The organism is Paraburkholderia caribensis (assembly GCF_002902945.1).
Classification (GTDB): Bacteria; Pseudomonadota; Gammaproteobacteria; order Burkholderiales; family Burkholderiaceae; genus Paraburkholderia; species Paraburkholderia caribensis.
Genome location: NZ_CP026102.1, coordinates 432,287 through 453,556, shown reverse-complemented (window position 1 = coordinate 453,556; position 21,270 = coordinate 432,287). Strand labels below are relative to the sequence as shown.

Below are 21,270 nucleotides of genomic sequence, written 5' to 3'. Positions count from 1 at the left end.
GTCGGAGCGTAGCGACCTACGCTCCCACGGTCAGATGCTTTGTCATTGGTACGCAAGCCGATTCCAGTCCACGCGAGCTACGGTAGGTCGATACCGAGTCTCCCGTCCAACCACAACGGCGATAGAACGCTGCCGCGTTTAGCGTTGCATCGAGACGCATTGCGGCAACGCCATGCACGCCGGCCAACGCCTCGAGAAATTGCAGCATCTTGCGTCCAATGCCCAGTCCCATATGAGATGGCCGCACAAAGATTGCGTCGATTTGCCCGTTTGCGACCGTAAGCATTCCCGTGCCAACGACTAGTTCTTCGTCGACGGCAACGTAAAAGTCGTTTTCGACAACGCTGGCCCATTTATCGGTCAGCGTTCCATCGACCCATTCAGAAAGGGCCGCCTCGGGATAATACTCGGCGCACGCGGCATGCACCGAGGTTTTGCGGATATCCCAAGCGTCGAAGATGTCATGGCGATTCGCTTTTCGTATCGTCACCATGCCGCGCTCCCCGGCTCGAACAAACAAGTCGACACACGGGCAGAGCCCCGATAGACGGCAAGACGTTTCTTGTAATGCATGCAACCACTCCTATCTGCGCCAATGCAATTAGGAGCGACTAAAAAAGACTCGGCCCCGTCATGACTGGCGGGGCCGTTGAGGAAGTCTATATGTGATGTATAAACGTCACGATTCCCACGACTCGCCCTCGGCAGTCATGGTGCACATCATGGATTTGAAAGTGTCGGAGTTCATGCAGACATATTGCCTCTCTAAGAGATTACAGTCAACGGGGACCGACGATTGTCACCAATGTAAGCGGTCGACGAGAATGCCTCGAAATGGCCGAACCCGGAAATCCATGGGCTGACGACGAACGGGCGGCCCGGACTGATCGCCGAACTTCCCTAGTCGACCCACTCCGCTCAGACAACTTTCTTTAAACCGATCCGTCAGCAAAATTCAGGTCGCTATCTGGAGTGCCACTATGCGGCCGCTGGCGACCTCACCCAATCGGCCGTGACCGGCCTGTTGAGGTCGTCATCCAATTCGGCTAGCGGAGCCCTCGTCCACCCTGGCCCAATGGCCGTTGTTCGGTAAGCTAATTGCCCCCGGCACTGCCGCAAGCCGGCCATCTTCGGCCGTTCGACATCGAATTAACAAAACAATTGAACGTCTGCTCCGCTCGGTTAACGGACCGTCTTAGACGTTCAACGCAATTCGCCGGGATACTACTCACCACTCGATCTTCAATGGCTCGCCGCGCAGCAGGCGCAACAAGCGATCGCCGACGCCAAGCGCGGTAAAGGCCGAAGCCAGCTCGTCAGCGCTTTCCGTGTTGTGCTTCCAGCCTTCGTTGTGCACCGCCAGGATCTTCGCATTGGGGAAAGCATGGGCGGCAGCCAGTGCGTCGTTGCCGTCCATCGTCATCTGGAAGCGCCCACGCGGCTCGGCCGCGCCGGCGAAGACGATCACCACCTTTGGAGAATACCGACGGGCGACCTCGGCAGTGCCCTCATACCAAACTGTGTCGCCGGTCACATAGACCGCGTCGCCCTCTTCTTCTTCTCCCAGCAGAAAACCGATGACGTCGCCCGAATACGGCTCGATTCCCACTGGGCCATGTCGCGCAGGCGTACCGGTAATCAGCAAACGTCTAGAGCCTGGACCTTCGAACGTTTTTGTTTCGAAGGGTGTCAGGCCCAAGGCATTACCGCCCAAGCGGGCCTGCCCGGAGAGCGTCGTATAGGTTGATTTCACGGACGGCAATATCAAGCGCCCCGTTGTGTCAAGGTTATCGAAGTGATGGTCGTGGCTTAGCAATACGGCGTCCAATGGGCCGATTTCCCCGATCGTGAGCGCGGGACCGGTGGTTTTATGAAACGTCACGGGCTTGCCGGGATATGGCTGGTAAGTACCTGGCGGATCAAAGGTCGGATCGGTTAAAAGCCGAAAGCCACCTACCTCTATCAAAGCGGTTGGTCCGCCAATCAGTGTAATAGTTGCACCAGTCATCACAGCGTCCAATGTCGAAGTGGGAATGCGGCGATTATGGCGGTCTGGGTTTCCGCGCGGCATTCCCCACATTTGTTCAGCGGATGCTCGATTTCGCACAAGTACATTCAGGACATAACGGGCATGCGCGTGAAAGAGTTGCAGGCAACGGAGATGCGCGCGGTGGCGCAGCAAGACCTATTCGATCAGTGCACGCTCGCTGGAAAGGAGGTTCATCAGAAAATCGACCACCGTTTTGATTGCGAGGTTGGTGACGCCATCGCGCCGAATCAATAGCCAAAGTTCCCTGGATGGCGGCGCTTCCTTCATCTCGCAATGCACCAAGGTTGCTTCACCGCGCCCGACAAAGTGAGGCAACAGGGCGATGCCTGCGCCGGCACGGGCCGCTGCCGCCTGCATCACCTGACTATTGCTTTTGAACGCAACGCGGGCGCGTGGATAGGTTTCGCGAAGCCAACTGGCTTCCGGCAAGTGAGCGTTCGCATCGTCGAAGCCGACGAAGGTCGGGCTTTGGCCGGCTGCCAAACGTCGCCGCCATTCGTCCACGGCATAAAAACCAAAACCTGGCGTTGCCGCCCGCTTTGCGATGACTTCACCGTCTGTTGGCCGCCCGAACCGCAGCGCAATGTCGGCTTCGCGTCGCTCGAGGCTGACCGCTCGAAAGTCGGTGGCAAGATCCACATCCAATGTCGGATACGCTGCAGTCAAACCGGCCAGTTTCTCGACAAGAAAACATTGCGCCAGACTTGGCGGCGCATTGACGCGCACAAGCCCGCTCGGCTCCTGCGGCTGACCGCCGCGTCCGAGTCGTGCGGCCGCCACTTCCATCTCGCTGGCTGGCGAAAGCGCGCGCACGCCAGCCGTGGTTAGCACATAACCATCGGGGCGACGCTCCACCAATTTCTCACCTAGCGCTTTCTCGAGCGTCTGAATGCGCCGAGAAATGGTCGCGTGCGAAAGCGATAGCGCCCTGGCCGTAGCTGAAAGGCTGCCATAACGCGCCAGAGACACGAAAATGCGGATGTCTTCCCAATCGAACGATGTGCGAATTTGATCAGCCATTGTCGGATATTAGCGAATGGTTCAACGACGACATGCCGATTAGCATGCACCCCTGGATTAAAGAGCGTCCGTCGATGCACGGCCGGCAGCTTTGACATTTGCTCAACGAAAGCGGCTTAAAGCGCCTCAAAGGTGAAAGGATACGTCATGCGTGAAGGGATCAAAGGAAAGGTCGTTCTAATCGCAGGAGGCGCGGGCGGGATAGGCTCGGCCGCGGCGAAAGCATTAGCCGCGGACGGCGCGATCGTCGCGGTTGCGGACATAGATCAAAACAAAGCGGATTTGTTGGTCCAACACATTCGTGCCGAGGGCGGCGAAGCCAAGCGATACGACGTTGACGTCACGCGAAAGAAAGACATGGAGATGGTCGTGAGTACCATCGTCGCTGATTTTGGGAAGCTCGACGTACTGATCAACAGCGCGGGTGTCATGTTGATCCGTCCGATGGCCGAGGTGAACACGGAGGAATGGGAAACCACGATCGATCTGAACTTGAAGGGGACCCTATGGGGGATCGCCGCTGCGCTGCCGGTGTTCTTGCGGCAAGGCTTTGGCCATGTGATCAACCTGGGCTCGGTGCATGGACTAAAGGTGTTCTCACCGGGTGGCGCCGTGCATTCCGCATCCAAGTTTGCGATTCGGGCGCTTTCGGAAGGCCTGCGCGCCGAGATGGCCAGCCATTCGATCCGTGTGACCTCGATCACGCCCGGTGCGGTGAACAGTGGTATTCAGAACAAAACCACCGGCACCGACAGCGCGCGTATTCTGGAAATCTACACAAAAGCGATTTCTCCAACTGCCGTCGCGCGCGCCATTACCTTCGCCATCGAGCAACCGATTGAAGTCGACATCAACGAAATCGTCGTACGTCCTACCGCTCAATTACTGTGATTCAGTATCGCCCATCAAGCAATGAGGTTTGAGCCTTTCATCGCTTGGTTCGAGATGCGGATAGTTGCAACGGCGACTCTTTGATAATAGCCATCGGCAGCGCTCGTTGGCGAAGACTTGCTTTTGCTCCGGATAACCAAGCAAAGGTGGAAAAGTCATCGGTTGGCGTAACGCCATGCACGGTCGGATTGGTGAGCCCATCTTATTTGCCTCGGCTCGGGAGCTTTGGCCGAATGTAATCGAAAGCGGACGTTTAGCACGATGAATCCATGCGACCGAATTGGGTCGGTTTCGGGCGACCGCGTCGGGCAGTGACCGGCCAATGCACGTTGTTCGACGCTCCGCCAGTCTGGTTCCGGCCGCATCCCTGGACTGTCACTCACGGATCGGCGCCGGCCAAATCAAAGCAGATGCCCTCCGCGATTCCGGGGGCGGGTCGCCGCAAGCAGATCTGACAGATTCACTCACTCGGCACTGGGAAAACGTCGCCGACGCGACAGGCGTCGCTTATGGTGGCTATGCGACAGACCATCTGCGGATAGCGAAGGGATTGAGCGGGCAAGTCCAGCACGGCGAGGTCGCCGGCTCGCCGTCCCGACGCTACTACAAGCATTCCTGCGCTTGCTCAGGTGACGCGCACGAACTCTCCTTCGGCGAAGAACCACGCCGACATCGTCCGCGCCAGCTCAAGCACGACCTCCGCGTCGGTCCGGCCGGAGGACGCGCGCACGTGGAACGAATGATCTGCGTCGTCTACTACATGCAGCGTGGTGCGTGGCGCCAGCGTCTCGACGACCGACCTCAGAAGGTTAAGCTCGGCCAGCTTGTCGCGCGTGCCCTGCAGGAAAAGAATCGGCACCGTGACGTCCGCCAGGTGGTGTGCCCGCTCCACGCCGGGCGCGCCCGCCGGGTGCAGCGGGAACGCGACGAAAGCGAGGCCACGCGCGCCGTCGAGCGGCGAGATGGCTTGGGCCTGGGACGTCATGCGGCCGCCGAACGACCTGCCGCCCGCGAAGAGCGGCAGGGCTGGCAGCCGCCGGCGGGCCTCTGCGACGGCTGCCTGCACGGTAGCATGTGCCACGGCCGGCGAGTCCACCCGCCTGGAGCCCCGCTCCATGTACGGAAACTGGTAGCGCAATGTGGCGTCATTGGCCGCCGCAAGCGCGTCGGCCAATGACGACATGCCGGCGTGCTGCATGCCCGCGCCGGCACCGTGCGCGAAGACATACAGGGCTCGCGCGTCCTCCGGCACTCGGAGGAGCGCGGAGACCTTAGTGCCGTCGGGCAGTGCCAGGGAAAGCGATTCTGGGTCGTCCATCGTATTCAGCTCGTGTCGTTGTGGCCTTTGCGCCGATTCTGCATCAATGAGGACTCGGGGAGCGTTTGTGGTGGCCTTCCGCAAGGGGCCGGTACAGTTTGCAGACCGATCCATGGAGCGTGCGCCCACCGTGAACGGCGCCGCGGTCGCGATGTGTCGGTTGACGATCACAAGCCCGATTTGCTGGTCGCAATGTGATCCGCGCTTGGAGACAACTGCGCATTGGCACGCCTGCATCATTGTCAGCGCGCTGTTACGACACTGCAATCAGCGTCAAAGGAAGTGCTCGAAGGGCAGTTCATTTATCTGGCTCTCTGGAAGAGCATGTCCGGCTGCAAAAGATTCTGGGTCCGGCCAGTTTCGATCACTCCTCGGCTGCTGTTCACCGACGCTTGAGCGTCGGTTCCGCTCGCGACAAGAGACGTTCGCGGCAAAAAAATGGCTAGCGATTGATAGTTCTGCCTTTGCAATTTAACAATCGCGCGGCCGTAATCGCACAACATCGCACATCAGGAACGCATTCATACCAGAATGCGACGCTTGATCGAGAATGTCGCCTGCGATTTAATGTAATTCGCGTCGCAATTTATCGGTAAAGCATGCGTTTCAATGTTAAATGCAAATCGCATAATTGAAATTTTTAAAATCGATTTCACTCTTTAAATCTGATAATGGTCTATTCATCTGTTTTTTTGTAGAATTCGAGGGCCATGAATTAAACAGGAAGAGGCGTTATGGGGGCGCAGGACATTTCCGCGGCCATGACGAATGGGCTCGCACACCAAGACCGGGTATTGAGGCTGGAGACGCCGCTTGGTAGCAACGTTTTGCTACCGCAACGGGTGATTGGCCATTCGCGCATCGGAAGGCATTTCGAGTTCACGGTCGATATGATTTCGACGTCATCTAGCATCGAACTCAAGAGGCTGATCGCGCAGCCGGTCACGCTGTGGATCCAGCAATCTGACAAATCCTATTTGCCCCATAACGGCTACGTGCACACGGCGCGCCGCCTCGGATCCGACGGCGCGCTCTCGAGTTATCAGATCGGTTTCGCGTCGTGGATGCACTTCCTCAGGTTCCGGCGTGATCAGCGCATCTGGCAGGATGCTAGCGTGGACGAGATCATCACTGACGTCTTCAATGCGCATCCACAGGCGCAGGGACGCTTCCGGTTCGCGCTTATGAAGCCACTGCCTTCGCGTTCCTACTGCCGCCAGAACGAATACGATTGGAACTTCGTGCATCGGCTGCTCGAATCAGAAGGTCTGTTTGGTTTCTGGCAGCAGGAAAGCGACGGCAAATCGCATACGCTGGTGATCACCGACAACCTCTCGGCTCTCGATGCGATGTCGCCACAGAACGTGCAGTTCTCTCGCGCCGGAACGAACAGTGAAACAGATGCGCTCATCCAATGGTCGGGCACGCGAACGCTGCAAAGCACGCTGTTGACAACGCGCACCTTCGACTACAAGAGCCCGTCTACCGCATACAACCCCAAGGGCACGAGCACACCGACGATACCCGCGCAGGGCACCTTGCCAGCGCAGGCCGAAGTCTACGAATACACGGGCGCATACACATACGGCGGTCAGGACCGCGGAGACGCGCTTTCACGCATCCGCATTGAAGAGTGGGAGTCGCGCGCCAAGCGGTTTCACGGCATCGGTGGCATGCGAGATGTCGACGCGGGGCGGCGTTTCACTCTGAGCGGTCATCCTGACCACGATCGTGATCTGGCGAATCAGCGCGAATTCGCCGTGATCGAGACGACGTGGACGATCGAGAACAATCTGCCCGTCGACGGCGACGGACAGATGTTTCCGCATAGCCTCCAAGACGCGGTATTGGCCGTTCGTGCGACCTACGACGGTGAGCGCACGTGCAAGGTGATGTGCGCCGACGGCTCGGACGGGTTCTATCGTGTCGACGTCGAGGCTCAGCGCACGAATGTGCCTTATCGCAGCCCGTTCGAACATGAGAAGCCGGACGTGCAGCTCGAGTCGGCGATTGTCGTTGGCCCGCAGAACGAAGAGGTCTACACCGACGAACTGAACCGGATCAAGGTGCGCTTCATCTGGGAGCGGCTCAATGGCAGCGATGAGCGGGCTTCGTGCTGGGTGCGTGTGGCGCAATCGGACGCGGGCGGTGGATACGGTGGCGTGCATCTGCCGCGCGTCGGCGAAGAAGTGCTGATCGACTATTTGGATGGTGATTGCGACCGGCCGATCGTGGTTGGACGCGTCTATAACGGTGCAAGATTGCCTCAATGGCATTCGAACGGTCTGCTCTCGGGTTACCGATCGAAGGAGTTCGGCGGCAGCGGCTACAACCAGATGGTGATGGACGACGCGACAGGGCAGAATCGCGTACAGCTTTACAGCACGAGCGCAAATTCGAGTCTGCACCTGGGCTATCTGATCGCGCAGAGCGGCAACACCCGCGGCGCCTATCTGGGCAGTGGATTCGATCTCGCCACGGATGATTACGGTGCCGTCCGTGCGGCGAGAGGTCTGCTCATAACGACGTACGCGAAGAGCGTCGGCGATCATCAAATGGATGCGCGCGACGCGCAGAAGCAACTCGCGAACGCGCAAAGCGTGATCGATGCAATGTCGTCTGCAAGCGAAACGCATCAGGCTGAGGGTCTGAAGGCAGGTCAGGATGCCTTGCAGTCGTTCGCCGATGCGACGCAAAGAGGCATCTCAGGATCGTCTATGAGTGGGTTGACTGCGGGCGGCGGCACCGGGACTGCAAACGCATTCAGGGAGCCTTTGATGCTGTTCACGAGCCCCTCGGGCATCGGTATGGCGACGCAGCAGTCGTTACACTTGTCGGCTGAAGAGCAGGTCAACTTCGTCAGTGGGCAAGGTACGCATCTCGCCGCAGGCAAATCGCTGATCGCGAGCGTCGGCGAGAAACTTAGTCTTTTCGTGCAGAACGCCGGGATGAAGCTCTTTGCGGCGAAAGGCAAAGTCGAGATTCGGGCGCATTCGGATAACGTGGAAGTAACCGCACAGAACGTCCTGAATCTGCTGTCGGCAACGGAGAACATCGAGGCGGCGGCGAAACAGGGGATCCTGCTCACGTCCGGTGGCGCATATGTGCGGATCAAAGATGGGAACATCGAAATTCATGCCCCCGGGAAAATCGATATTAAAGGAGCGCAGCATAGTTTTGCCGGTCCCGAATCGACGAACTATCCGCTACCGATGCTGCCAAGGGGCGATCTGACCTTACCGGGGAAGTTTGTCTTTTCGCAATGATCTCTGCTTCGCGGAACACCCCTTTTTCAATCGTACGCGCATGCTCATCAGCTACCCCATCATTACCGCCGACGCTGACATCGGCGATCTAACCCGCGACATTGCATATTCGAATCAGCTGTTTCCCGAGCCACCATTTGGCTCCGGCGCCTATCCGCTCAGCGCCAACATGCGCTGGCACGGAGGCGTGCATCTGCGTTACGGCATGGAGCCCATCCGATCTATCGCAGACGGAACAGTGGCGTTCGTGCGGGCAGCCGAAGCGAAGAACACGAACGACAAAGATCCGCTCAACTACGGAAGCGCGGACGGTCAGGCAACCAACTGGACCGACAATGGGTGCGTCGTCATCGAGCATCACGCGGAGACAGGGGAAAAAGCCAGTCTGGCCTTCTGGTCTGTCTATATGCATCTCTCGGCCGTGTCCGTCAAACAGGGGCAAACTGTCGATCGCAAGACCGTCGTCGGACGAGGCGGCGAGATCAGCGGTTTTCAGGCGATCCATTTCGAAATCTTCACGAATCAGGCGGGCATCGATGCGTTGTTCAAGCGCGGCGATAAACCCTACAAAGTATTCGACAGCACCGTCCAGGCGGGCGATCCCGACCTCTGGGGCGACAGCCATTTCATCGTTCGAGCCGGTATCGATGTCTATGATCAATCGCCCGAAATGGCAAAGATCAAACACAGGGCGTGGGAGAGCGACAAGGCAAAGCACGACCACGCCGAGCGCAAGCGGATCGCCGACGTGCTCAAGCAGGCACGTCAGCATCATCAGCATGTGGACGCTGCTACGACGAAGGCGCAACCCTATGGCGTTTCGGAACCTTCGATGACGTGCAATAAGATCGGCACGACGGACAGGTTGCTCAACGTCACGGTCACGTTTTCAAGGGGTGCGTGCCGGACCACGTCTTACGATGAAACCGGCGACGTTGTCGATCATGCCGATTGTCCGGACGCGCGCTACGAATACAACATGAATCAGATAGCCAACCTGATCGATCCGGCTTCAGCCAGCGCGGCATATGAACTTCTGCGGTGGGGGCGCGTCATCGGTCCCGATGCACTGCAAACATCGAAGGCGGGCAACTGGAAGTACATCGCCTTCGATAGCGGCAAGAAGGGCTATATCGACCTGAACGACAAGATAATCGTCAAGTTGTCTGACGCAGATTTTCCTGAATTCCTTGGATGGAAACTGGTCCATGAAGGTGGGAAAGGCACGTCGGCGATGCCAGATGGGCGATGCGACGCGAAGACTATTCTCAAGTTGCTCAAGGAGAACGTCGATGATTCAATGACCGATCAACAGGCTCTATCACGCTTGCGCGACGACGGCGTCCGAAAAAAGATGCGGCGACTGGTATGCGAATTCAGGACCGAATGGGAAGCGGAAAATTTCGACGCAGCGTATGGTTTCCTGCTGAAAGACGGGACGTGGGGTGACCACACCCCGCGCACTGCGATGACGCAGGACCAATACGCGCAGTTCAAGGCCCACGCGAACAAGCTGCAATGGTGGGCCGATGCGAAACTATCGCTTCCGCCTACGTTGTGGCATTTCCATCCCATCGAATTTATCGACTGGATGAGAAAGTGCGCGTGGATCGACAAGAGCACGCTTGCAAAGATCTACAAGCGGACGCCGGAAGCTACACGGGAACGATATCGTGTCGCATTGAATCAGGTAATGCAGAAATACGTGATTACCAATCCTATCCGGCAGGCTCATTTCTTCGGACAAGGTGCCGTAGAGTCGGGATCGCTGACAAACATGCAGGAAGCGAGCATGGCCAACGGTAAGATCAACCCGGCGTCGCAGCAGTCGGAATCCGACCTCGGCCACTGGTACGGACGCGAAACGCCAGAATTCGACAGCTATTACAGTTCAGAAAAGTTCAATAGCAAAGGTGGACGCATTGCCGGCTCGTATAGCTGGAGTAACGGTAACGTCGGCGACACGGATGCGCAGGAGTTTCGCGGTCGCGGCTTCAAGCAGTTGACGGGACGTTCCAATTACGCCGGCTATTGGGTCTATCGCAGCTGGCTGAAAGCTTCGGATTTCGACGATCATTGGTGGGACGATCCCGCATATAAGCGGCATCAGCCCGCGCAAATGAAACTGCGGCCCGCGCCCATCAACGATCCGGACCGGATTATTATGAATCCATACAACTGTATCGACAGCGGTGGGTTCTACATTACGTTCAAGCGACCGAATGTGAAACCGGAGATCGACGCGGGCAGCGGAAAGTTGCCCGTCACCCCCGAGCAAAATGCTGCGGCCAAACAGATATCCTCTGCAGTGACGTATGCAATCAATGGTGGGCATATCGACGAACTCCGACGCTATGAGGAAACAATGAACGCATTGAAGGTGCTCAATTGAGAAAAGGGATTCTGGTTACATTGATGCTCACGCTTGGGACGGCAGCGCATGCCGACGATTTCGCTTCCGTGCAGTACGACGCCTCGAATAACTCGATCGCGCTCAAACGAAGTGACGGCGCGAGCAGGCAATGCGTGCTCGCGCGCAAGCTCAAGGACGTCGATCCGAAGTTCAACTGGAACCAGCAGGTGGTTCTGCTGAACAATACCGACTACGTCGCTGTTGCCGATGTGCAGCAATGCACAGACGGAAAGGCGTCGCCATCAAGCATTCCCCCACACGTAGGCTTTGTGGTGGACGTCAATCTCCGGAAGAAGCTCTATCTTTCGCTCGACGTCGTGACGGCAGGCACAATCAGCTACGCAGCGACCGTTTCCAAACTCGGCAGCAACCGGCCGATCGGGAATTTTCCGGGCGAGTACACCCGGGGTAAGAGTATGAGCAAACTGCAGGAAGAAGGGTTCGGTTATTCGGAGTCGGCTCCCGGCCGGATCTCTGAGGACGGCCGATACGTCAGCGCGAACGGCTCGATGGAATGCGCGATCTACTCGCACCCGGGAGTTTGGGATCTGCAGACAGGAAAGCGAGTGGTCAGAAGCGACGGCTGCGAGAATCTCTTTAGCAGCGGCAATTGAAAACCTGGTGAGGCGGCTTGTTTAATTGTGCTTCAGGGCTTGGGGCTGGCGAAGTGAAGCGCAACCCGCACGAGTGAATCAGGCACAAGATGCTGACGCGACTTTGGGGACGGCCGCTGTACCTTTAAAAGCGGCCGTCCTGACGTTTCGAGCGAGCATGGCCGGAGAGGGGCGGCTACGGAAGTCGGGGGGCGGCCCGGCGCCGCTCGATCATCGGCGAGCTTCGAACTGCCGGGATCGGCCATGATCAGCCGTTCGACCGCGAATGAAAAATTGGCGACAATCCGGTATCCCTTGGCTCACAGTGCGAAGCGCGCAGAATGGAAAATTGGAGAAATTTGCTCGGCGTCTTGGCGCGGTCAGAACGTCTCTACGCCGCTGCATCGGACGTGGTCGTGGATTACGGCGAAGATGTGCCACCGACGGTGTTGTACGGCGGACTCGGCCGAACTCTCGCGCGAGAGTTCACTTCATTGTCAACGCCGGAGAAAGTGCAAATCTTTGACGCGATCGAAGAGGCGATGAATAGCGAGGAAGTGAGACAGGTGGAGCTGGTCGCCACCGGTCTTCTTGAAGGACTATTTAATGCCTCCGTAAAGCTATCGTGCTGGGAACAAATTAAGCCATTTCTCGGTATTCGGTCACGAACCTATCTTTCAGCTTGGACGAGTTGGACGTAGGTTTAGCCTCGGGCGGCTGCTTCGGAGGAAGCTGACTGGCTGCTACGGGTCGGGCTGAGTCCATCCGTGCTTCGAACTCATCGCCACAAAACGGTCATTGGTATTTCGCTTCCCGATACCGGCCGGTCGTCAATGCGCGCTCGCGAACCATTGCGGTCTCTTGATTCTTTGCAAAGCGGTCGGTCGATATCGCGAATCAAGGCAACAGGCAGGTCCGTCACCATCCGCGCGAATTTTCTACGAAGCGGAAACTGTCTGGTCAAAGCCGAGTTGCCACGAAGATTAAAGTCGATCAGCCAGCGCGGGATCATCGTCAGTATTGCTTTATCCTCGTCGGTGCGGATTTAATTCCAATAACTCGCGCGCAAGCCGACCTGTAATCACCCGGCCGCACGTTGCGCAAAGTCCATCGTCAGTTTGCTTGCCACAGCAGGGACAAAACCATTTTCCAAGCCTGAACGGCGTTTCCCCCGACGGCAGAACCGCGGCGTTCAACGCAAGCTGCTCGAATTGGTCTCGAACGGAATTGCTAAATAATGATCCGGTCACCGGGCACTGGAGCTCGCGTCCACGCGATTCAACCAGCTGTGCGGAGCAGTAAGGGCAGTACATAGGCGGGACGGAATAGTTTTGTCCGATCGCCGACGATTTAATGGTGCCGTCGACCGGTCGAATTTGGCCGACTGCCGCCCTATCCCGCGGTACCGGATGTATGCTGGGACCACAGACGTTCAAAAAGCATCGATTCAATGACACGAGCGCTGAACTGGAAATCCGAATTGATTTCGGCTAATTGCGGGACAGGCAACTTTCCAAGCTTAGTTCCCATCGCCGACCGGTGGTCGTCGGCATATCCAACCCGCCCGTCGCGGAAAAATTCTAGTTTTCGAACTTCATAGCGCTCATAGTCAAGCTGCGAGACCAGTCGAATTGGCTCGGCCTCGAAATCGTGCCTCCAAACAACATCGATGAATATAGATTGGCACGCCTCTCCCATCTCTTCTCCCTGTGGTTGCCGAAACGGGTCTCACCACGGTCAATTGTCGACGATTCACGTGGTGGTGTCGAACGGCCGCTCCTGACCGTTACGCCCCAAATCGACCCACGCTGCCGAAAATGCTTATAAGCAAAAAGGCGACGAGTAGTACCCCGAGCGCAACATAAGTCAGCAGGAATTTGATAGGCGATTCTGCTTTGTATATGGTGCCGCCGCGCGTATGGGCCACATCTTCCGTGTGATAGCTCGATATCGTCGCAATCAAACCGGCAGTCGATACGAAGAGGGTTCCGATCCATCCAAAGTGGATAACATTGGTTGGATATACGAAGCATATACCCCACGAGACGATGGCTACCATGAGCAGCCGCCAAACCGCTTTGTTCATCAGTGGACCTGACTCGAAGCATCCTAATCGGTGCAATTGTCGGCGATCTATAGAGTAATGTCGATTGGCTCTTCCTGGCCGCATACGGTCCGACGGTGAGCCCACCACAGATGCTGCCGTCGGCCCGACTGCGTTCGACAGAAGTCGACCCAACTCGGCCGTTCGAGTCAGCACGCTCCAAACGGCCGCTCCCGAGAAAGAACAGCCGTCCACGAATCGACTCGCAGCAACGCAAAAGCATCGAGAAGTCCAGCCAGGCTCGGGCGACGCGATTCCTCAGCGCTTGATCAGCATCGAAAGCACTGCGCTTGCTGCGCAAAGCCCTGCGACAATCGGAAAGATGATCGACGTATGGCCGGTGGCATCGATAATGTGGCCGATAACCGGTTCGCCGATGCCAGCGAACATGTACGACATGGTGTTTAGCACACCTGTTGCTGTCCCCGCAGCGCGGCGCCCGAAAATATCAGGACACAAGGCCCAGAAAGACGACGCCGGCCCGAAGACAAAAAAGCCGCACAAAAACAGAAGCACGATCGCAAACATACTACCGTGCGGCACGAACATCATGAAGATTGCCGTCGCGCAGGCCAGCACCATGTACCAGACGATCGCCATATAGCGGCGCCCTTGAAACAATACGTCGGATATCCAGCTATTCGACAGCGAGCCGAGCGCCATGCCTACCGGTAACGCGACCGTGATCCATTTCGGGTCGATCAGCGCCGATGAAGTCTTCCAGTCCATGCCGAGAAAATGGACCGGCACCCAGACCACCAACGCGTACCGTGCGGCGTTCTGGAAACCGATTGCAAGACCCGTGATGTAGAGCCTCCAGTTCTTCATCACAAGCGCGTATCGCTGCGCGCTCGTCAACTCATTCTCCGACTCCGCCAGAGAGGTTGTCTCTTCCGATTTTTCAGCAGCCGGCAGATGCAGAGCCTCCGGTCGTTCAGAAACAAATAGCAACAACACCAGTGCGCCCAGCAGCATGGAAAGCGGCGCGAGACGGAATATCCAGACCCAGCCGAGTTGCATCGTACCCAGAATGATGACCGGAAAAACGTAAGCGAGCACCGAAGAGAATCCGGAGAAGCCCACATAAACGCCATAGACAAAACCGCGATGTTTGTGATCCCACCAGTTGGATAGCAGGCGGCTGCCAGGCGCGAAACCCATCGACTGAAAATAACCGTTGAGCCCCCACGCCACCAGAAAGAACAGGAATGTGTGACCGAAACTAAATAGCCAGTTCGCCGCAAGTGAGAGGACAGCCCCGGCGATCATCATCGTCTTGCCACCCAGCTTGTCACCCAGATTGCCGTTGATGAACTGGCCGCCGGCATAGCACCAGAGCATGGTCGCGCTGATCCAGCCAATCTCGTACTTCGACAGACCGAAGTCGTGCTGAATACCGGCAACGGCAAAACCCAGCGTCTGCCGGCCGGTGTAGTAGAACAGGTAGCAAAAGGTCACGCCGATCAACGCACGCCACTTATATTGCGCGAACGTCGTGCTCCTTTTGATGGACGTGTATTGCAACGCATCAGGCGTATCTGTGGGCATTACTGTCTCCATGGGGCGCGCGGTCTTTGCCGCGCTAACCGTTTTTCGTTATCGGACGAGGTGATTGAGCGCGAGATCGATGACATCGAAATTGCGCAAGCGCCGCCTGCCGTCGCTGCCACCGAGCTTGCGATTGAAGATGAGCGGCACTTTCTGTTCGGACATGCCGCCGTGGGAGCGCAGCGGCACGGTGAGCCCGGACAGGTCATGTTTTTCGGCTGCGCTGCCGAGCACCGTGAGCCTTTCGCCGAGCACCACGAGTTCACCGATCCTGTCGGGCGGCAACTCGAATCGCTCGCTAGCCTGTGCACGGGTCAGTACCGCCTCGACGCCATCGATAGCCTCGAGAAACGCCGCCACGTCGCACTGTTTCTGTTCGCCTCGATCGCGCAGGTACACCGTAGCGTAGGAGCCCAGCGCGCCGTGATGCACGACATACGGATCAGTGATGGGCAGGAGCACGCGCGTCGCGTGCGCGCCGTATCGCACATCGAGCCTATCTTGCAGAAACACGATATTTGGCCGGCCGATGGCATCGGTCTTCGCATTCATGCCATGGTCAGCCGTGATGGCCAACACGGCACCCTCGGCGTGATAGCGCGCCAGATAATCGTCCATCATCGCGTAGAAAGCGTTGGCTTCTGGCGTGCCGGGCGCGTGCTTATGCTGGACGTAATCCGTTGTAGAGAGGTACATCAGATCAGGGCGCTCTTCACACAAGATGGAAAGCCCGGCGGCAAACACGAACTCCGAAAGTTCTGCGCTGTACACGGAGGGCACAGGCATGCCGACTCTCGCCACGATGTTCTCGATACCGTGCTCGTCGAGGGTCACCTGGTCGGCCTTTTCAGCCGAAAAGCAGATCCCTTCCAGCCGGTGTCCGAGCAGACTGCGCAGCTTGTCCTTCGCGGTAACGACCACGACGCGCTGACCCGCGCGAGCCATCTCCGCAAGAATGGTGGGCGCGCGCAGGTATTTGGCATCGTTCATCAGGACTTCCGTCTGCGTCTCCTCGTCGAAAAAGAAATTGCCGCAAATGCCATGTACCGACGGCGGCGCGCCCGTGACGATCGACAGATTGTTCGGGTTGGTGAACGACGGCACGACGCAGTCCCCGTCCAGCACGGTGCCGAGCGAACGCAAGCTCGCCAGAAACGGCGCTTTGCCGGCCAGGATCGCCTGATTTATGTATTCCTGCTCGCAGCCGTCGACACACACCACGATCGTCGGCGCAGAGGGCAATTGATAAGTTCGAGAGTTGACGGTGATCTGCTGGGTCATGGGGACACCTTTCTGAATGAAGTGACGTCAGCGTATGATGATCAATCTACTCACACAATCGACAAAATTATCCGGATTGCGTTAAATAAACTCACACATGCGCTCGAAGCTTCCCCCACTCAACGCCCTGCGCGTATTCGAAGTCGCCGCGCGCGCGGGCAGCTACTCAGCAGCCGCCCGTGAGCTCAACCTGACGCACGGCGCCGTGAGCCGTCATATCACCATCCTTGAAGACTGGCTCGGCCAGCCTCTGTTCGTGCGCGATGGGCAAAGCATGGTCGCATCCGGGCACGCACGAGCCTTTGCGCGAGAAGTGAGCGCGGCTTTCGACCACATCGCGGATGCGGCGGAACGCTATGGCAAGAGCCGGCACCGTAAAGTGATTCGGGTCAGCGCGGCGGCGACGGTTGCGATGCGCTGGCTGATTCCTCGTCTGCCCTTGTTCGCGGCCATCTGCCCGGATGTGGATGTGCGCGTCTCCACGACGCTGACGACCGATTCCGCACTGCGCGGCAGTTTCGATCTGGCGATTCGTCGCGAAGTGCCCGCAGACGGGCAATATCAGGCATGGCCATTATTTGAGGAGCGCAACACGGTGATCGCGAGCCCGGCGCTGATCGAGCAAACCGCGATATCGTCGGTCGAACAACTTGCCGCAGAAACATGGCTCACCACGGAATCGCGTCCGAGGGATTGGGAGAGATGGACCCAAGCCGTCGGTCAACCGACGCTTCGGGCCAGTCGAACCTTGAGATTCGATCACTTTTTTGTGACCTTGCAGGCCGTGGTCGACGGCCTCGGTTTTGGTATCGGACCATTTCCAACGCTCGATGCGGATTGCACTGCAGGGCGTCTACAGAAACCGTTTCCCGATCTGACTTCGAAGGGAGCGACTTACTTTGCGTTGGTACCGCTGGATGCCGATAAGCCTGTGCATATGAGGGCTTTCGTCGATTGGCTACGATCAAGTGGCGAGGACGACCAGTCCAGCAAAAAAAAATGAGCCTTCGTTCGTGTACATGCAACTGGCTTTTGTTGAGAGCCGAACCGACGCTCCAGCAGCCATAAGCAACACGCGGCGACTGGCTGGACATGGCCGCATGCGGTCCATCATTTTTTTCGTCGCCGTTCTCCAAGGCAACTGGCCCTAGCCCGTTTGACGCTGTGACCGCCTATTTTGAAGTCCCACAACCCTTGGGGCGGAAGGCAGCCGGAGTCGAACCGACCAGAGAGTGGCTGACACCCCCTACTGGGTTTGAAGCCCAGCCGCACCACCAGATACGAATGCCTTCCGTTGACGCCTCACCTCAACCACAAACTTTCGGCAACCGATTATAGCGAGCGCTAAAAACAACCACATCCGTGGCGCGCACAGCCGCGCGGCTCCACATCACGCACCCGCTTCGCACACAATTGCCTCGTGCAACTGCGAATCCGGCCTCAGCCAGTGAACGTCGCGTTGAAAGCGCGTATAGCCGATGCGATCGAAGAATTCCAGAATCTGTATCGCGCGCTTGCGCCCCAGCCCGGTCGCGTCGCGAAACCCCGATGCGCCCAACGCGCCGCCATGCCCATTCGCAATCCCTGCAACCAGCCGCGCAAGCTCATGCACCACGTCGCGGTGATAGAACAGATCGCGAACCACCTGATGCACGTCGCCTTGCCGCGCGAGCTTGCGCAACACCTGACGCACGGCATCTTCTTCCCGTCCCGTCGTCTTCGCGAGATCGCGTACCCATGGCGGATCGAAGCGGCCTTCCAGAAGCAGCGGCAGCAAGCTGTCGGCGAGACCTTGCTCGTTCGAATCGAGCGCAATCGAATGACCTGGCAAATGCAGCCACGGCCCGCTCCTCGCGACCACACCGTCGGCCACGAGCGAATCGACCAGCGCGCGCCACATCGCGTCGGGCACCAGCGGCGCCGCGATGCGCCGTAAGCGCGCGGCATCCGGTCCCAGTTCGTCGGGCGAGCGCTCATGATATTGATCGAGCGCCGCGATCACATTCGATCTCAGCCGCGCCCAGTGCGTGCGCAACACGACGACGGCATCGCCCGCGTCCCTGCCGTGCAGCGCAATCTCGTCGGCGTCGGCAGGCAGCGGCAGTGAGTCGGCGGGCAGCCCCGTCAGTTGCGTCAGCATCGAACGCGTCACGCCGCGCGGCGCCTCTTCGAGCAGCGGGCCGATGCGGCCGTCGTCGAGCCACGCCCGCAACGCATCGAGCCACGCGCGCCGTTCCGCCGTCCTGCGTTTGCGCGGCGGCCCGAATGGATCGAGCACGCGCCCGCCGCCGACCGTGCGCGTCGCCTGCGCATTGCGCACGATGAAGCGATCGCCCGGTAACGCGCAGACGGGTGCATCGAACACCAGTTGCACGCGTGCGCTGCAACCCGCCGCGAGCGTGTCGCCTTCGAGCAGCGCCACATGCGCGACACGATGCAGCGTACCGATATGCACATGCAGCGGCGCCCAGTGTTGCAACGTGATGTCCGCGTCCGCGAGCAGCGTCAGCTCGACGTCGAAGCGCTCACCGGGTTTCGCAAGCCGCCCGTCGACGATCCAGTCGCCACGCGCAATCGCATCTTTGTCGACACCGGCAAGATTGAGTGCACAGCGCTGTCCCGCGCGTCCGACATCGGCCGCGCGGTTTTGCGCATGAATGCTGCGCACGCGCACGGCACGGTGCGCCGGTTCGAGCATCAACGTGTCGCCCGTCGCGACCCGCCCGGCGAACACCGTGCCCGTCACGATCGTGCCCTGCCCAGCCAGCGTGAACACACGGTCGACGGCGAGACGAAACAGTCCGTCGTCGCGCCGCGCGTGCCATGCGACGGCTACATCGCGCAGGTGATTCGACAGCGCGCGCACGCCGGGATCGTCGGATGAGGTCGCGTTCGTATCGAAGATGGGCGCATCGGCGAACGGCGTCGCCGCGAGCCACGCGCGAATCTCGCCGTGCACCTGCGCGATGCGGGCAGCATCCGCGCGATCGGTCTTGGTCAGAGCGAGAGCGCCGCGCGTGACGCCAAGCAGTTGCAGGATCGCCAGATGCTCGCGCGTCTGCGGCATGATGCCGTCGTCGGCGGCGATCACGAGCAGCGCATAGTCGATGCCGCACGCGCCCGCCGCCATCGTATGCACGAGCTTTTCGTGGCCCGGCACGTCGATCATGCCGAGTACGTCGCCGTTGTCGAGCGGCGTGTAGGCGTAGCCGAGTTCGATCGAAATGCCGCGCGCCTTCTCCTCTTTCAGCCGGTCGGTGTCGACCCCCGTCAGCGCGCGCACCAGCGTCGTTTTGCCGTGGTCGATATGGCCCGCCGTGCCGACGATCATATCCGCAACTCCGCGCATTGCGCGATGAACGCGGCTTCGTCGGCGGCTTCGAGGCAGCGCAGATCGAGGCGCAGCGCGTCGTCGGCAATCCGTCCGAGCACCGGTCGCGGCAATCCGCGCAGCGCTTCTTCGAGCTTCATCAGCGCGCGCCCGCCGCGCTTGCCCGCCGCATTGCGTATCGCAAGACCGAAGCTCGGCAACTGATCGACAGGCAACGCGCCGCTGCCTATCTGACTCATCATCGGCTCGGCCGTCACGCGGTACGTTTCGCCGAGCGCGCGTTGCAGCACGGTCTGTACACGCGCCGCCTGTTCCTGCATGTCGGCGGCGGGACGCGTCAAGAGACGCAAAGTGGTCAGCCGCTCGCGCAGCCGCTCGGGCGCGCGATAAAGCTGCAGCACAGGTTCGAGCGCCGCGAGCGTCAGCTTGCCGACGCGCAGCGCCCGCTTGAGCGGATGCTTCTTGATCTTGCGGATCAACTCGGCGCGCCCCACGATCAAGCCCGCCTGCGGCCCACCGAGCAGCTTGTCGCCGCTGAAGGTCACGAGACCGGCGCCCGCTTCGACCGTCTCGCGCACGGTCGGCTCGGTCGGCAAACCGAACTGCGCGAGATCGACGAGCGTGCCGCTGCCGAGATCGACGGCCATCGGCAGGCCGCGCGCATGCGCGAGTTGCGCGACTTCATCGACGGACACGCTTTTCGTGAAGCCTTCAATCGCATAGTTGCTGCAGTGAACCTTCATCAGCAGCGCAGTGCGTGCATTGATCGCTTCGTCGTAATCCTTCAGATGCGTGCGGTTCGTCGTGCCGATCTCGCGCAGCTTCGCGCCCGCGCGCGACATGATGTCGGGAATGCGGAACGCGCCGCCGATCTCGACCAGTTCGCCGCGCGACACCACCACTTCCTTCTTCGACGCGAGCGCCGACAACGTCAGCAGCACGGCCGCCGCGTTGTTGTTGACGACCGTCGCCGCCTCGGCGCCCGTCAGTTCGCAGATGAGTTCGTCGATCAGATCGTCGCGATCACCGCGGCTGCCCGTGGCGAGATCGAACTCGAGGTTCATCGGCCGCGTGAGCGCTTCGACTACGGCGCGCACGGCTTCGTCGGGCAGCAGTGCGCGCCCGAGATTCGTATGCAAAACGGTGCCCGTGAGATTGAACACCGCGCGTAAATGAGGCCGTGCGCGCGCGGCGAGCGTGCGCGATGCATCGTCGACCAGCTTCGCTTCGAAGCTGGACGATTCATCGAAAGACATGCCCGCGAGAAGGTCGCGCCTGAGCGAATCGGTGGCCGTGCGTATCGCGTCGACGACCTGCGTGCGGCCGTATTCCCCGATCAAAGGCTGCACCTGTGCCGACGACAGCACACGTTCGACGGCGGGCACTCGCGCGAGCAATGCGCGCATGTCCCTGTTCAACTCGTTTCCCGACACTTCGCTCACGCTTGCGTCCCCC

Annotated in this window: 15 protein-coding genes, 1 tRNA gene and 1 pseudogene; 6 read left to right on the top strand and 11 right to left on the bottom strand. The window is 59.2% G+C overall.

All coding sequences use genetic code 11. The features are described from left to right. Nucleotides 1–16 precede the first annotated feature (16 nt). The 3 genes from C2L66_RS18430 to C2L66_RS18420 all read right to left on the bottom strand — a co-directional run bounded on the left by C2L66_RS18430 (nucleotide 17) and on the right by C2L66_RS18420 (nucleotide 3,070). Nucleotides 17–493 carry a GNAT family N-acetyltransferase gene (locus tag C2L66_RS18430; protein WP_060603943.1) on the bottom strand — a complete coding sequence of 159 codons (477 nt, stop codon included), beginning with the start codon at nucleotides 491–493 and terminating at the stop codon, nucleotides 17–19. 735 nt (nucleotides 494–1,228) lie between these two features. Continuing rightward, nucleotides 1,229–2,008, bottom strand: a complete 780-nt coding sequence (locus C2L66_RS18425) for an MBL fold metallo-hydrolase (protein ID WP_060603946.1) — start codon at nucleotides 2,006–2,008, stop codon at nucleotides 1,229–1,231. 177 nt (nucleotides 2,009–2,185) lie between these two features. Continuing rightward, entirely contained in the window at nucleotides 2,186–3,070 is an 885-nt protein-coding gene (locus tag C2L66_RS18420; RefSeq protein ID WP_060603949.1) for a LysR family transcriptional regulator, read from the bottom strand. Nucleotides 3,071–3,217: 147 nt separating this feature from the next. Here C2L66_RS18420 and C2L66_RS18415 point away from each other — a divergent pair, with 147 nt between their 5' ends. After that, nucleotides 3,218–3,961 carry an SDR family oxidoreductase gene (locus tag C2L66_RS18415; protein WP_060606953.1) on the top strand — a complete coding sequence of 248 codons (744 nt, stop codon included), beginning with the start codon at nucleotides 3,218–3,220 and terminating at the stop codon, nucleotides 3,959–3,961. Nucleotides 3,962–4,586: 625 nt separating this feature from the next. On the opposite strand, the gene C2L66_RS18410 is transcribed toward C2L66_RS18415, so the two are convergent. Then, entirely contained in the window at nucleotides 4,587–5,279 is a 693-nt protein-coding gene (locus C2L66_RS18410) for an alpha/beta hydrolase family protein (protein WP_060606957.1), read from the bottom strand. Between the two features lie 734 nt (nucleotides 5,280–6,013). On the opposite strand from C2L66_RS18410, the pseudogene C2L66_RS18400 reads away from it, so the two are divergent. From C2L66_RS18400 to C2L66_RS18385, 4 genes and pseudogenes are all read left to right on the top strand, one after another. Next, a pseudogene (locus C2L66_RS18400) lies at nucleotides 6,014–8,509 on the top strand (type VI secretion system Vgr family protein); the annotation flags it as partial. A 76-nt stretch (nucleotides 8,510–8,585) separates the two neighbouring features. After that, nucleotides 8,586–10,937 (top strand): peptidoglycan DD-metalloendopeptidase family protein, encoded by a 2,352-nt coding sequence (locus C2L66_RS18395; protein WP_060603955.1) that lies wholly within the window; start codon nucleotides 8,586–8,588, stop codon nucleotides 10,935–10,937. A 20-nt stretch (nucleotides 10,938–10,957) separates the two neighbouring features. Further along, the gene (locus C2L66_RS18390) at nucleotides 10,958–11,572 is read left to right on the top strand and encodes a hypothetical protein (protein ID WP_148654594.1); all 615 of its coding nucleotides are present in this window, start codon (nucleotides 10,958–10,960) and stop codon (nucleotides 11,570–11,572) included. Between the two features lie 320 nt (nucleotides 11,573–11,892). Continuing rightward, the gene (locus C2L66_RS18385) at nucleotides 11,893–12,252 is read left to right on the top strand and encodes a hypothetical protein (protein WP_060603961.1); all 360 of its coding nucleotides are present in this window, start codon (nucleotides 11,893–11,895) and stop codon (nucleotides 12,250–12,252) included. Nucleotides 12,253–12,943: 691 nt separating this feature from the next. On the opposite strand, the gene C2L66_RS42365 is transcribed toward C2L66_RS18385, so the two are convergent. The 4 genes from C2L66_RS42365 to phnA all read right to left on the bottom strand — a co-directional run bounded on the left by C2L66_RS42365 (nucleotide 12,944) and on the right by phnA (nucleotide 16,484). Further along, nucleotides 12,944–13,249 (bottom strand): DUF6881 domain-containing protein, encoded by a 306-nt coding sequence (locus tag C2L66_RS42365; protein WP_060603964.1) that lies wholly within the window; start codon nucleotides 13,247–13,249, stop codon nucleotides 12,944–12,946. An 88-nt stretch (nucleotides 13,250–13,337) separates the two neighbouring features. Beyond that, nucleotides 13,338–13,637 carry a hypothetical protein gene (locus C2L66_RS18375; RefSeq protein ID WP_060603967.1) on the bottom strand — a complete coding sequence of 100 codons (300 nt, stop codon included), beginning with the start codon at nucleotides 13,635–13,637 and terminating at the stop codon, nucleotides 13,338–13,340. 276 nt (nucleotides 13,638–13,913) lie between these two features. Continuing rightward, on the bottom strand, nucleotides 13,914–15,203 hold the full coding sequence (locus C2L66_RS18370; RefSeq protein ID WP_060603970.1) for an MFS transporter: 1,290 nt from the start codon (nucleotides 15,201–15,203) through the stop codon (nucleotides 13,914–13,916). A gap of 48 nt (nucleotides 15,204–15,251) precedes the next feature. Continuing rightward, the gene (phnA, locus tag C2L66_RS18365) at nucleotides 15,252–16,484 is read right to left on the bottom strand and encodes a phosphonoacetate hydrolase (RefSeq protein WP_060603973.1); all 1,233 of its coding nucleotides are present in this window, start codon (nucleotides 16,482–16,484) and stop codon (nucleotides 15,252–15,254) included. 97 nt (nucleotides 16,485–16,581) lie between these two features. Here phnA and C2L66_RS18360 point away from each other — a divergent pair, with 97 nt between their 5' ends. Further along, on the top strand, nucleotides 16,582–17,487 hold the full coding sequence (locus C2L66_RS18360; RefSeq protein ID WP_060603976.1) for a LysR substrate-binding domain-containing protein: 906 nt from the start codon (nucleotides 16,582–16,584) through the stop codon (nucleotides 17,485–17,487). Between the two features lie 197 nt (nucleotides 17,488–17,684). On the opposite strand, the gene C2L66_RS40685 is transcribed toward C2L66_RS18360, so the two are convergent. The 3 genes from C2L66_RS40685 to selA form a co-directional block, all read right to left on the bottom strand. Beyond that, nucleotides 17,685–17,777, bottom strand: a tRNA-Sec gene (locus C2L66_RS40685). Nucleotides 17,778–17,874: 97 nt separating this feature from the next. Next, a complete protein-coding gene (selB, locus tag C2L66_RS18355) occupies nucleotides 17,875–19,815 on the bottom strand; it encodes a selenocysteine-specific translation elongation factor (RefSeq protein WP_060603979.1) in 1,941 nt (646 codons plus the stop codon). Further along, nucleotides 19,812–21,257, bottom strand: coding sequence for an L-seryl-tRNA(Sec) selenium transferase (gene selA, locus C2L66_RS18350; protein WP_060603982.1), 1,446 nt, complete (start codon nucleotides 21,255–21,257; stop codon nucleotides 19,812–19,814). Before selA ends, selB begins: the two co-directional genes overlap by 4 nt. Nucleotides 21,258–21,270: the final 13 nt, after the last annotated feature.